At 59.7% G+C, this 13491-nt stretch carries 13 protein-coding genes; all 13 read right to left on the reverse strand.

Features of this window, described 5'->3' with window-relative positions; translation table 11 throughout:
- Positions 1-11: 11 nt before the first annotated feature.
- Complete coding sequence (locus FHW77_RS09300; protein WP_004439890.1) at positions 12-1859, reverse strand: methyl-accepting chemotaxis protein; 1848 nt, start codon at positions 1857-1859, stop codon at positions 12-14.
- 97 nt (positions 1860-1956) lie between these two features.
- Complete coding sequence (visR, locus tag FHW77_RS09305) at positions 1957-2658, reverse strand: transcriptional regulator VisR (protein ID WP_034496317.1); 702 nt, start codon at positions 2656-2658, stop codon at positions 1957-1959.
- A gap of 53 nt (positions 2659-2711) precedes the next feature.
- Complete coding sequence (visN, locus tag FHW77_RS09310; protein WP_004439885.1) at positions 2712-3443, reverse strand: transcriptional regulator VisN; 732 nt, start codon at positions 3441-3443, stop codon at positions 2712-2714.
- A gap of 372 nt (positions 3444-3815) precedes the next feature.
- Entirely contained in the window at positions 3816-5498 is a 1683-nt protein-coding gene (gene fliF / locus FHW77_RS09315; RefSeq protein WP_004439882.1) for a flagellar basal-body MS-ring/collar protein FliF, read from the reverse strand.
- Positions 5499-5626: 128 nt separating this feature from the next.
- Complete coding sequence (gene cheT / locus FHW77_RS09320; protein ID WP_004439880.1) at positions 5627-6010, reverse strand: chemotaxis protein CheT; 384 nt, start codon at positions 6008-6010, stop codon at positions 5627-5629.
- Positions 6011-6023: 13 nt separating this feature from the next.
- Complete coding sequence (cheD, locus tag FHW77_RS09325) at positions 6024-6569, reverse strand: chemoreceptor glutamine deamidase CheD (protein ID WP_004439878.1); 546 nt, start codon at positions 6567-6569, stop codon at positions 6024-6026.
- Entirely contained in the window at positions 6566-6955 is a 390-nt protein-coding gene (cheY2, locus tag FHW77_RS09330) for a chemotaxis response regulator CheY2 (RefSeq protein WP_003503467.1), read from the reverse strand. Before cheY2 ends, cheD begins: the two co-directional genes overlap by 4 nt.
- Positions 6955-8010 carry a protein-glutamate O-methylesterase CheB gene (gene cheB / locus FHW77_RS09335; RefSeq protein WP_004439876.1) on the reverse strand — a complete coding sequence of 352 codons (1056 nt, stop codon included), beginning with the start codon at positions 8008-8010 and terminating at the stop codon, positions 6955-6957. The genes cheY2 and cheB overlap by 1 nt, the downstream gene beginning before the upstream one ends.
- Entirely contained in the window at positions 8007-8915 is a 909-nt protein-coding gene (cheR, locus tag FHW77_RS09340) for a protein-glutamate O-methyltransferase CheR (protein ID WP_004439874.1), read from the reverse strand. Before cheR ends, cheB begins: the two co-directional genes overlap by 4 nt.
- 13 nt (positions 8916-8928) lie before the next feature.
- On the reverse strand, positions 8929-11190 hold the full coding sequence (locus FHW77_RS09345) for a chemotaxis protein CheA (RefSeq protein WP_004439872.1): 2262 nt from the start codon (positions 11188-11190) through the stop codon (positions 8929-8931).
- A 16-nt stretch (positions 11191-11206) separates the two neighbouring features.
- Positions 11207-11572: a chemotaxis response regulator CheY1 gene (gene cheY1, locus FHW77_RS09350; protein ID WP_004439870.1), complete on the reverse strand. Its 366-nt coding sequence runs from the start codon at positions 11570-11572 to the stop codon at positions 11207-11209.
- On the reverse strand, positions 11569-11868 hold the full coding sequence (locus FHW77_RS09355) for an STAS domain-containing protein (protein ID WP_004439868.1): 300 nt from the start codon (positions 11866-11868) through the stop codon (positions 11569-11571). Before FHW77_RS09355 ends, cheY1 begins: the two co-directional genes overlap by 4 nt.
- Positions 11868-13463 carry a globin-coupled sensor protein gene (locus FHW77_RS09360; protein ID WP_234942492.1) on the reverse strand — a complete coding sequence of 532 codons (1596 nt, stop codon included), beginning with the start codon at positions 13461-13463 and terminating at the stop codon, positions 11868-11870. Before FHW77_RS09360 ends, FHW77_RS09355 begins: the two co-directional genes overlap by 1 nt.
- Positions 13464-13491: the final 28 nt, after the last annotated feature.

Below are 13491 nucleotides of genomic sequence, written 5' to 3' on the forward strand. Positions count from 1 at the left end.
AAACCGGCGTATCAGGCCGCTTGATTGTACCGGTCTCGGCCTGTCGCCGAGCCCTGCTCCATCTGGAACCGCTGCACGAGTTCGAGGAGCGCCTTGACTTCACCGGACAGTATCATGCTGGCCGCGCTTGACTGTTCGGCAAGCGCTGCGTTCTGCTGGGTCATCTGGTCCATCTGGTTGACGGAACTGTTGACGTTGTGAAGTGCGGAAGACTGATCCTGCGTTGCCGTCGCAATGGTTTCGACATGCTGGCTGACGGTAACGATCTGCTGGCTGATGGCGGAAAGAACCGTGCCCGCCTCCTGCACCAGCTTCGACCCGGAACTGACCTCATGCGTCGATTGATTGATGAGTTGCTTGATCTCGCGGGCTGCGTCGGCGGAGCGCTGGGCAAGCTCGCGCACTTCCTGCGCCACGACGGCGAAGCCCTTGCCGGCCTCACCAGCACGTGCGGCCTCGATACCGGCATTGAGCGCCAGAAGGTTGGTCTGAAAAGCAATGTCGTCGATGACCTCGATGATCTGTTCGATCTTGCGCGAGGCGTCTTCGATGCGGCCCATGGCGTCGACGGCATTGCTGACGACCGAACCGGAGCTGTCGGCGCTCTGCTTGGTAATGCGAACGGCCTCATTGGCCTCGCGCGCCCTTTCAGCCGATGACTTGACGGTAGCGGTGATTTCCTCGACAGCGGCAGCGGTCTCCTCCAGCGAGGCGGCCTGGTTTTCGGTCCGCTTCGACAGATCGACCGAAGATTGCTCGATTTCGATACCGCTGTGCTGAATGACGAGCGTGCGCTCCCGGATCTGACCCAGCGCATCCCGCAGGTTGAGCAGGGAACTGTTGAAGTCCGTGCGCAGCCGGTCGAGGCGACCCGAGAAGGGCGTATCAATCGTACGGCTGAGATCGCCACGCGATAGCCTGCCGAGACCGGACGCAATCTCGTCGACCGCGAATTCGATCTGGCCGTCCAGCTCCCGTTTCTCGGCGTCATTGCGGTAACGTTCGGACTCGGCCGCAGCACGTTCCTCGGCGCTCTTGCCCTCAATCGCCAGTTTCTCAAGTGCATTTTCGCGGAAAATCACCAAAGCGCGTGCAATGTTGCCAAACTCATTGGTGTTGGTGGCATAGGGGATCGGTGTATCGAGATTGCCGTCCGAAAGGGACTTCACTGCATCGGTCAGCTTGCCCAGGGGCTGAAGCGTACGCTTGATGACGAAATAGGCGAGCAAGCCGACGCCAAGCATGGCGAGCCCGCCACAGATCAGCATCATGTCGCGCAGGCTGTATATCTGCGCATCGTAGACATCCATGGGAACACCCACGAACAGAATGCCGACGGTTGCGCCGGTTTTGTTCGTAACGGGCATATAACCCGTCATGTAGCTGGTGCCGAACAGCGTCGCGGTGCCGAAATAGGATTCACCCTTGGAGACTTTTTCGAAAGCGGGATGATCGGTCGCAAGCTTGGTTCCTGCTGCTCTCTCGCCCTTTTCGTTCTTCAGATTGGTGGTCATGCGAATGAATTCGCCGCCTCTGGCTTCAAAAACAGTGGAGATGCCACCGTTTCCGGCTGCGGTGCGGTCGACGAGATCATTATCGCGCATCGTTCCGATGCTGGCGCGGCCCACGCTCTTGAGGTCGCCATCCACCAATTCGAGGGCAACACCGCCAACTTTCAGTTCGTAAAGGATCGCCATGCTGCGCATTGCGCTGTGCGTATCACGCAGCGCGGTGGTGATGATATTGTCCTTCAAGCGAATGTAAGTCGAAAAACCAACCGCCGCCACGCTGAGCGCGATCAGGCCGATCGTCAAAGCCACGACCTTGCCAGCAACGGACTTAAAGAGCCGGTTGTGCATGAAACAGTTCCCCAAAGCCAAACTTATAAAAGTTCTAATGGGCAACTGTTAAAAAAACGCGAAGTGCCGGCGAAGGGGGCGGTAGACCCGCCCGCCGTTAATGGATGTAGCCGAGCCGGATGGCTTTCGCGATCGCCTGGATACGGTTGACGGAATCAAGCTTGATCGTCGCCGAACCGAGATAGGCGTTGACGGTGTGGACCGACAGCCCGAGCTTGACCGCGATTTCTTCGCTGATACGGCCATCGCCCGCCAGTTGCAGGCAGGCGATTTCCCTCTCGCTCAACGCTTCCGAGGGCGCCGCCTTGCGCTCGTCCAGCGCCAGCATATCGACCATGATCTCGCAGCACTTGATGTGCTGCTCGATCACCACTTCATTGTCGAGAACGAGATTGGTGCCGCAAAAGACGATATAGCCGTTACCGATGGTGCCGAGGCGCACCGGTAGCGCCAGACCCGCATAGGGCAACGTATCGTTCTCGATCCGGCGCAGAAGCGCAGGCACGTCGGGGAGATCGGCAAAACCGCCGGCATTCTTGTTGCGCCAGATGACCGGCAGAAGCGACGTCTCGATGTGATCGAGAAGAATATCGCCGACAGCGCGAATGAACTGCGTGCTCTGCTCCGCGGCATTCATGCCCCAGTTTTCCAGCTCGCAGGTCAGCTTCTTCTTGTTGGGGAAACCGGAAGCGGCCGCCTTCGTCACCACGAAATTGCGCGCGCCGACCAGCTTCTGCATGGCGACAAGCTTCGGAAACAGATCCGACCGGCTCGTCACGACAGGGCTGCGGTAAAACATGCCCGTTTGACCAGTACCCTCATTGTCTTTCGTCTGTACCATCCGTCCGACCATCATACGAGGTTGTTGCGCACGGCGTAGGCAATTGCCTCCGAGCGGGTTTTTGTCGCAGTTTTACGCATCACGCTTGTGATGTAATTATTGATCGTATTGCGTGAAATGCCAAGGATCATCGCAATTTCGTCACTCGTCTTGCCTTCCGCGATCCAGAAAAGGCACTCCAGCTCGCGCTCGGTGAGGTCGATATCGCGCACGGCTTTTGCCTCGCTGGCAATGCCGAAACTGACGCAATAGCCCGTCAGAAGCGCGATTTCACGCAGGCGTTCCGGCGACGGAACCGCTTCCTCGGGGAACAGCAGCAGGAGAGAAAGGCGAATGCGCCCCACGCAGAAAGACAGCGCGGAATACTGCCGGTCTATGCCATAGGGAACCGAAACGTCCTCTGGAAGCAAGAGCAGCCGCGGCTGCAGAAGCGAAAGGCATTTTTCCATTTCGCTCGAACGGTTCTGGCTATTGGCAAGCTCGACGCCCAACCGGCGCACCAGATCGAAAGGCCAATCGGATGTGACGATGAATTTAAGCCCGGTTTCTTCGAGAAGGTCATCCCGCGCCAGCAGGTAATGCGAGGCGCCAGCGTAAGTCACGAGCAAATCAAGCGCGCCTGCAACGTTACCGGCAGCAGCCGTGGCTGCGACGTTCTTGGCAAGCTGATCACGCGGCAGGGGCTTACCCATGCCCTCCATAGGCTTGGCAGACAGCCTGCGGATATCAACATCGACTTTCAATCGCCTACGCCCTCTTGCTCCCAGTGGGAGATTATACCTCGGGATGGAATCATTCCATTCGAGAAGCTTACCAAAATGGGACGGCAAGCCCCCGGAGACCGAATCATTTCATTTTATGGAACGGACTGGGATTTGCCATTACCTGACACCAGCCTTTCCACGTATTTCACCGTTCGTCTATTGCTAAAAAAACATACTGAAAAGCTGTTCAATCCATAAACGGCATTCTCAGCCAATTCCCAGCAAACTGTATCGTTGCTGAATTTTTTGTAAACACTGTCCTAAAACGAGATTGCCACGATGCGTCCGCCAAGGATAGCGAAAAGCCCAAAAACGGAAAAAAGGCCGGGTAAAACTCCGGCCTTTTCGATATTACGCTGCTTTTTCCACTGCCCATTTGCGCAGAATCTTGGCGGCTCTTTCCTCGCTGATTTCCACCATGCGGGAGAGCCTGCGTTCGGGCCCTTCGCGTACCCGGCGGTTGAAGGTGCCTTCGCCATCGCCGCCCGCCAGAAGATCGTCGGTGCTGTCGAAGCCGAAATCCGCCCCGAACCCTTCCATGAGACCGCCCGCGCCCGCATCCATGCCTGGAGAGAAGTCCGGCAGTTCGAGACCGGCGGCTTCCTGGCTGAGCTGGCCTGCGGCCGCGCCGTTGCCGGTAACCGTGCGGACCAGCGGGCGTACACCGAGCCAGACGACAAGGAAGGCGACGGCGACAAAGGCGAGGGAATTGATAATGCCAGCGGAATTGCGGCTCAGCACTTCCATGACACCCGGTCCGCTGGCGGCCTCGTCAAGCAATTGGGTTTCGAGGAAATCCATTGCAGTCAGGGTGACCATATCGCCACGGTCGGACGAAATGCCGGCGGCGGAGGTGACGATCTTCTGCATTTCGGCGAGGTAGGCGTCGATCTTGGCCTGATCGGCGGGTTCACCGACCATCTTTGCGATACGCCCCTTGTTGACGACCACCGCGACGGAAATCTTTTCGACCGTATAGCCGTTCTTCACCGTGGCGACCGTCTTGGAGTTGATCTCGTAGTTGGTCTGTTCTTCTTTCTTCGCCGATTCGTCCGACGATTGCGGCGTGCTGCCGCCGCCCTGAGGTGCGGCCTGCGGAACATTCTGCTCCACGGTCGCGGCCGTGTCGGGCTGCGTTTCCTGCGACTTCTGGTCTTCTTTGACGGTCCGCACCGACCGTTCGACACGCGATTCCGGATCGTAGACGGTTTCCTGAATCTGGCGGCTGTCGGTATTGAGCTGCGCCGTCACGCTCGAGCGGAAATTGTCCATGCCGAGGAAGGGCGCCAGCGCCTTGTCGATATTGGTCTCGATTTCCTGCTGAACGTTCTGCGCCAGCGTCAGCGAACGGTTCATGGCGGCATTGGTGACGTCGTCACCGGACGCCAGAAGCTGGCCCGTGGAATCGAGCAGGGTCACATCATCGACTTCAAGGCCGGGAACGGCCGATGCAACGAGGTGACGAATGGAAGCGGAGGCCTTGCGGCCGGCGGAGGCGCTCGCACGGATCATGACAGATGCGGTGGGCTTCTGTTCGCCGCGGCGGAAATTGCCGACGTCGGGCATGACGATATGCACGCGTGCGGCTGCGATGCCATCGATCTGCTGGATGGAGCGGCCGATCTCACCCTCAAGAGCGCGAACGCGCGTCACTTCCTGCATGAAGGAGGTCAGGCCGAGAGAACCGACATTGTCGAAAAGTTCATAACCGGCATTGGCGCTGTCGGGCAGGCCACGTTCAGCCAGAAGCAGCCGGGCCTTGCTGGTAAGCCCGACCGGGACCTGAAGGCTGGAACCATCGGTCCCCACCTGAAAGTCCAGACCCGACTCGGCGAGCGCAATGCTGATCTTGTTGAGGTCGCTCTTTTCAAGCCCCACATAAAGGGTCTCGTAAGCGGGACGGTTCACATAAAGCGCTGCAGCGAGGATAATGGCCATGGACACAACGCCCACGCCGCCCAACATCAGCAGCCGCGTCTGCCCCAGCGCCGCGACATTCTTCAAGACCTGAGGGATTTGATTTAACAGATTCATTCTGTTCCGCACCGTCATTCATAGAGTCCGAGACCTTTTGGCCCCGTGATGACAATAGGGTGCGAAGCTTGCGCGAGCGTTGCCTTTCTCCGCATTCTGCGAAGAGGCAGGCGCCGCTGGAAACAGCGCTAGAAGAGGTCGAAGTCGCCGGAGGCCTTGTCGAGCGGCTGGGAATGGCCGTGGCGGAAGGCCGCGCCGAGCGCCTTCTGCATTTCAGCAAGCTTGACGAGGCTGAGCGCGGTGGAGACATCCACGATCCAGTCGCCCGGGATGGAGCCGGTGATGGTGTCTATGAACTCGGCCAGGCCACGCGTCTTCTGGACCGCAAGGTCGATGCCCTGCAGCAGCTTGACGCCTTCGCTCGACAATTGGCCGCTGGTCACCTCAAGCAATTGCGGCTCGATGCGCTCGATGAGATAGGCGACATCGTGCAGTTCCGATACCACACGCATCAGAACATCCGGCAGGGCTTCTTCGAACGGAGTGGTGGCGGTGTGCTCTGCAAGCTGCATTGGTAACTCCGTACTAGAAAAATTCGATATCGTTGGCGACGGGTTTGGGCGCCGGCACCGGACGCGTTTCCATGGCCACCGTCTTCTGTGTTTCCGCGCCGCTGAGCGGATGCTGGCGGGCGCGGCCCGAGACCGGCCAGAATTCGATCTTGCGGCCATGTTCCCCGCCCGTGGAGGAGCTTATGACTGGAATGCCTTCATCCTTGAGAAACTTCATGGCGAATATGGCATTCTGCTCACCGACATTGGAGAAGCTGGCGATCGTCTTCGCGCCGCCGAAAATCTTGGCCTCCAGCCGGTCACGACGGGCGCCCTGCTTCAGCAGGCCGTTGATCAGAAGTTCCATGAGATGCACGCCATAACGCGTCGCATCTCCGCCGGTCACGCTACCGGTTCCCGGCAGCAGGAAGTGGTTCATTCCTCCAACGCCGGAAACGGGGTCTCTCAGACAGGCAGCCACGCACGAACCGAGTATCGTCGTCAGCACCACATCGGGATCGCTGACGACCTTATACTCGCCCTGAATGATATGTACGCGCTTGGCTGCAGCTTCAATCATTTCAGCGATCCGAAAACCGCTTCGATGGCAGCACGCATCTTGTCGATGGTGAAGGGCTTGGCCAGCACGTTGTTGGCGCCGAGCTGGGCAGCCTTCTGCACCAGCGCGCGGTCGCCCTGCGCGGTGAGAATGATGAAGGCGGCCTTCTTGGTGGTCGGATTGGCCCGCACGGCGTGCAGGAAACCGAGGCCATCCATCTTCGGCATGTTGAAATCGGAGATGACGAGATGATGGGGCTGCTGCTCCATGATCTTCATTCCCTGCTCGCCGTCACCTGCGGCGGTGATCTGCTTGAAGCCGAGCTGTGTCAGCGCATCGCTGAGGAGCAGCCGGCTGGTCACCTGATCGTCAACGATCAGAACTTTGATCTTTTCTGCGAGAGACATTAGTCAGCACCTTCTTTGCGGGCAGTGGTTAGTTTGAGGATTTCTTCGCCGATGGAGCCCAGCGGCAATTGCTGTTCAACCGCGCCTAACTCGTAGGCCACACGGGGCATGCCATAGACGACACAGGTTTTTTCGTTCTGGCCGACGGTACGCGCACCGGCATGGCGCATTTTCAGAAGTCCGGCGGCACCATCGCGCCCCATGCCGGTCAGGATGACGCCGACGGCGTTGCGTCCGGCAAGTTCGGCTACAGAGTCGAACAACACATCGACGGAGGGCCGATGGCCGTTGACGGGATCGCGCTCCACGAGCCGGCAGCAGGGCGCCGAACGATTGGCGATCTGCAGGTGACGCTCGCCGCCCGGCGCGAGGTAGATCTTGCCGGTCTGCAGGCGGGCGCCATCCGTCGCCTCTTCCACCACGGGAGCGCAGATGCGGTTCAGCCGTTCTGCGAAGCTCTTCGTGAAGGTGGGCGGCATATGCTGGGTAATTACGGTCGGCGGGCAATTGGCCGGGAATTTCTGCAGCACCGCGATCAACGCTTCGACACCCCCCGTGGACGAACCGATGGCCACGACCTTGCGCCCCGCACGATATTCGCTGACCGGAACCGGCTGCGGCGCGGCTGCGGCTTCCGGCCGCGCCGCGCGGTAAGCAGCGTGTTGGGAGCGCGCGGCAGCCTTCACCTTGTCAGCCAGATCGCCGAAGGGGCGCGCATCGCCTGGTGCCGGCTTGCCGACACAGTCGAAGGCGCCGATTTCGAGTGCCGCGAGCGATGCGTCCGCCCCGCGATGTGTCAGCGACGAGACCATGATGACCGGCATGGGCCGCAGGCGCATGATCTTTTCGAGAAACTCCAGCCCGTTCATTTCCGGCATCTCGATGTCGAGTGTCACGACATCGGGATTGAGCTGCTTGATGGCGGCACGCGCTTCCATGGCGTTGCCGGCCTGCCCGACGACCTCGACCTCCGGATCGGCCTTGAGAACAGCCGAAATCAGGCCGCGCATGGTCGGACTATCATCGACGACGAGTACCCGTGCGAGTGCGCTCATGCCTTCCTCCCCGAAGCGTGACCGATGTAGCGATAGGTGGTGATACCCGTATTATCGAACAGGTTCTTGGCGTCACCGGAGACACGTTCGGAATGACCGATATAAAGATGACCACCTTCCGGCAGCAGGCCTGCAAAACGCGACCAGATGCGCATCTGCGTCGGCTCGTCGAAATAGATGACGACGTTGCGGCAGAAGATGACGTCGAAATTGCCCTTGAAGGGCCATTGCGTCATCAGGTTCAATTCATTGAAGGTGATGAGGCGCTTGACCTTGTCGTCGATCTGGAACTTGCGGCGGCCGCCAGCATCCACTTCCGTGAACCATTGCTTGCGCATGGCGGGAGACACGGTTTCGAGCGCATTATCGTCATAGACCCCGGCACGGGCCTGCGCCAATATCTTGGGGTCGATATCCGTGGCCAGGATTTTGAAGTCGTAATCGGCTGCATTCGGAAACATGGCGAGCACGGTGAGCGCTATGGAATAGGGCTCCTGTCCGTCGGAGCAAGCGGCGGACCAGATGCGAACACGCCCGCCGCTCTTAGCCCTTGCAATGAGGCCAGGAAGAACCTCGTCACGCAAATGTTCGAAATGATGGTTTTCGCGGAAGAAGCGGGTGAAATTCGTGGTCAGGTGCGACAGCATTTCGCGCCGCGCCTGCGCGCCATCTGGAGATGACACCAGAACACAATATTCACGAAAGCCCGAAAGGCCGAGATTGCGGATGTGTTTCGACAGGCGGGAGTAAACCAGCGACGCCTTGGTGTCGTTGAGATAGATGCCCGCATCGGCATAGATCATCGCCGCGATTTCCGAGAGGTCACGTCTCGTCAGCGGGTATTCACCGCTGGCAAGAACGTCATCCGGAGACTGGCGCTGGTCGTTGAAATTAAGTGCTGCCATGAATGATCCGCTTTCAACCCGCCGCCGCGAGCGACATTTCCTGCTTCAAGGGCTGTCCGCGCGAGGCGCTGACGATGGCATCGACATCCAGAATGAGAGCGACGCGCCCGTCGCCGAGAATCGTTGCGGCGGCAATGCCCGGAACATGGGTATAGTTGGCCTCCAACGACTTGATGACAACCTGGCGCTGACCCTGGATCGCATCGACCATCAGGGCACGCTGGCCGCCGCCTTCCGATTCCACCAAAAGAGCAACGCCTTCGACCGGATCGGCCTGGGTCGGGCGGAAATTCAGCACGCGGCCGACATCCACCAGCGGGCAGAAGGAGTTGCGGATGGAGATCAGCCGCTGGTTCGCACCGAAGGAGTGAATGTTCTTCGCTTCCGGCTGCAGGGTTTCCACGATCGCGGTCAACGGCACCACCAGCGTCTGGCCGGCAACCGTCACCACCATGCCGTCGAGAACGGCAAGCGTCAGCGGCAGGCTCATGGTGAAGGTGGAGCCTTGGCCGGGGCGCGAGGAGATGTTGATGCGACCGCCGAGCGCCTGAATGGAGCGCTTGACCACGTCCATGCCCACACCGCGGCCGGAAATGTCGGAAATCTTGTCGGCGGTCGAGAAGCCGGGGGCGAAGATGAGATTGTCGATCTCTTCATCCGTCAGGTTCGCATCGGCAGCGATGAGATCGTTGTCGATCGCCTTCTGGCGCACGCGCTCGCGATTGATGCCGGCACCGTCGTCCTGAAGCTCGATAAGGATGCGGCCGGAGCGGTGTTTGGCCGAAAGCTTGATAGTGCCTTCCGGGTTCTTTCCAGCGGCTTCGCGCCTTTCGGGCGTTTCGATGCCATGATCAACGGCATTGCGGATCATATGCGTCAGCGGTTCGGCCAGCTTGTCGATGACCGTCTTGTCGACTTCGGTGTTCTCACCTTCGGTGACAAGACGGATCTGCTTGCCGATCATGTCGGCGACTTCGCGAACGATACGCGACATGCGCTGGAACACCGGTTTTACCGGCTGCGCACGGATCGCCATGACGCTGTCCTGGATTTCGCGCGTCAGCTGCTGCAGCTCGTCGAGACCCATATTGACGGCTGACGTACCGCTCGCATCGTTTTCGATGACGCTCTGCGACAGCATCGCCTGATTGATGACGAGCTCGCCGACGAGATTGATCAGGCGATCGACACGGTCGAGATCGACGCGGATGGTCTGGCCGGCACTTGCATTGGCAGCGGCATTGGCGTTTGCCTGCGCTGCGGCAGGTGCTGCCGCAGCTTCACGCTTTTCGATGGCGGCATTGACGCTCTGGGCGATCTGCGTCGTTGCGACGGCCGTTTCGACAGCTGCCGCAACATAAGACGCTTCCGCCGTGGCGACTTCAACAACGGGCTGCTCTTCCGCGCCGCTATCAAGCGCCGAAAGGTCGAACGGCACGGGGATCATCGGGAGTTCTTCCTCGTCGGCAGCGGCCTCCGAAAGAACTGGCGTGATTTCGAGATCGCAATCCCATTCGGCAAATTCGAAGACGCTGCGGATACCTTCTTCACCCTTGTCGGTCGTGATCGAAACCGTCCAGGAGAGATAGGATGCTTCAGGATCGAGTTTGTCGAGCGAAGGCAGCTCGGACATGTCGCAATTGATGCTCATCTCCCCAATGCGGGAAAGATCGCGCAGCAGAAGTGCCGCCTCGTTGCCCTTTGAATAAAGCGATGCATGCGGCTTGAAGGTGATCTGGAAGGATGGCGCTTCCATCAGCGGCGTGGTTTCGTCGGCAAAGTCCGTGAAGGAGAAGGGGATCGGCTCGAAGCCGCTCTCATCCGTCGGTTTGGCCTTCACGGGTTCCGGCGCCTTTACTGCGACGGGAGCGGGCGCGGATGCCGGAACGGCTTCGCCGTTTGCCAGCGCCTCCAGTTCCTTCACGAGGCCACGGGTGCGGCTTTCATCGACGCTGCCACCGTCTCTTGCGGCATTGGTGAGGTCTGCCAGCACGTCGGCAGAGCGCAGCATGACTTTGAGAACATCCTGCGTCGGTTCCAGCTTATTGGAACGCACGCAGTCGAGGGTCGTTTCAAAGACGTGCGCAAAGGCCACGAGATCATCGAGACCGAAGGCACCTGCCCCGCCCTTGATAGAATGAACGGCACGGAAAACGGCGTTGACGGTTTCCGGATCACGGTCGCCGTCATTCAATTTAAGAAGCCCCGATTCCAGTTCGGCGAGCTGCTCCTCGCATTCCTGGAAAAAGATTTCCTTGATTTCGTTCATATCCATCGTGAAATGTCCCGTATCAGGCGGTTACGCGCTCAATGGCATCGATGAGTTTGGCAGGGTCGAACGGCTTGACGATCCAGCCCGTCGCACCGGCCTGGCGGGCGCGGTTCTTCTTCTCTGCATCGCTTTCGGTCGTCAGAACGAGGATAGGGATCGCCCGGTACTTTTCGTTGCGACGAACACCCTCTATGAAACCGAAACCGTCGAGACGGGGCATGTTGATGTCAGTCACGATGACGTCGGGGTTGCTCTGCTCGAGCACTTCGAGGCCCTCGACGCCGTCTTCGGCCTGAATGGTTTCGAAACCGGCATTGTTGAGCGTGACCAGGAGCATGTTCCTGATCGTCCGGGAATCATCCACGGTAAGAACTTTTTTCTTCACTTTTGCATCTCCTTCAGGAGCAAATGATCGATATCGACGCCTATCAGTTTCATGGTCTTGTCGAATGCATCGGACACGCTGGCAAAGCCGAAGCGTTTGCCGTCCTCTTCCCAGGATTTGGCGCCGGCCATGAGGACCTGCGCACAAAGGGCGCCGATACGTTCCACCTCTGACGCATCCACCGACAGCGGTGCTCCCCGCAACGTCATCAGCTTGCCGTGCAGGGCCGATGCTTCGTTGAGGTCCAGCACCGGTGACAGTTTCAGCGTCGCCTCAGCTGCTTTTCTGGCTGCCATTACATGACTCCCTGACGTCTGAATTGTTGGTAATCCTGGCGGTAATCCGTGCGGCTATCCTCACGGGCCATAAATGATGATTGCTGCCGATCCGCACCGGTGGCGGCAGCGAAATGTTCCTGGCGGGCAATACGAAATTCGCGCACGGTGCGGCCGAGTTCCAGAATGACGGTTTGAAGCGTGTCGGCCTCGGAGGCGCTCGCGCTGATATCGACGGCATTGCGGTCCGCCTGCCGTTGCTGCCCGCCAATATCGGCGGCAACAGACTGCAGTTCGCCGGCCTGCTCGGCCGTAAGCCGCGAGACTTCAGCGATCATCTCGTTGATGCCCGAGACCTGCCGGACGACGCCGCCGATCGCGTCCTGTGTGCGGTTGACCATGCGGACGCCGCCCTCGACCTGGGTCTTCGTGGTTCCGACAAGGCTCTTGATCTCCCTTGCGGCATCTGCAGACCGCTGGGCGAGCGCCCGGACTTCCTGCGCGACGACAGCGAACCCACGACCGCTTTCACCCGCACGCGCCGCCTCGATGCCGGCATTGAGCGCGAGAAGGTTGGTCTGAAAAGCGATCTCGTCAATCGTGCCGATGATCCTGCCGATCTGTTCGGCGGATTGTTCGATGTCCGACATGGCGTCGATCGCCTCGCCGATCGCACGGCCGCTTTCGACCGCCGCGTCGCGGGCGCTCGAAACCGCCTTTTCCGTCGCCGCAATGCGAGCGCCGTTTTCGGCAACGTTCCCGATCAGTGCCTGAATCGCATGCGAGGTTTCGGCAAGGGCTTCGGCCTGCTGGCGTGAACGCTCGGCAATGGAACGGCCGATATCGGCAAAACGTCCGCTCAAGGCCTCGGCCTCGCCGACGCTGTTATGGGCCGCCGTCAACGACGCGCCTATGGTTTCAAGGGCCGTGTTGAATGTTGTCGCGACATCCCGATAGGCGTCTGGAACGTCACCGTCTATCCGTGCGTGCAAATCGCCTGCCGCAAAAGCTTTCAACGCGACGCCGAAGAGGTTTGCCGCTTCAGCCCGGTCATTGTCGCGTTGTTCCTGAAGTTCGCGGCCATGACGCAGGCGTAGTTCATTAAAGCGCAGCGAGACCGCTATCTCGGTATCGACCATCACAAGGCGGACGACATTCTTTACCGCTTCGGCGAGCTCACGGCTCTTCTTGCGGCTACCCGGCAGGATGGATCGGGGTGCGTGTTCCGCCACCAGTCCACCAACGAGGTGCTCCAGAACGACAGCGTGGCTGGCGATTTGCCAGCGCGGATCGAGACCCATGCGGCTGGCATTGTCGGAAAGCACCTTCACCCGCTCGGCATAGAGCGCATCGAAACGTGCATCCGTCAAAACGCTCCAGTGCGACGATTGCAGATCGTGCAGGCGTTCGAGCTGGTTTTCGCTGTCGAAGGACGGGGAACAGTCCGGCATGGACTGGAAACGGGTCATCACATCGCGCAGGCCGGCCTTGACGTAAGGCTCCAGCATGCCGCGATAGCTGCGCAGGAAGTCGGATTGCGTCTCATCGAGGCCGGCAAAACGCAACCGCCCCGCCAGGCTTCCGCCTGCCGATCTGCGCGCTTGATCTGATGGCAAGTCCTGCCCCAACCGACGTCCCCAACAA

The sequence above is a fragment of the Agrobacterium sp. RC10-4-1 genome, assembly GCF_014138475.1.
GTDB lineage: Bacteria > Pseudomonadota > Alphaproteobacteria > Rhizobiales > Rhizobiaceae > Agrobacterium > Agrobacterium pusense.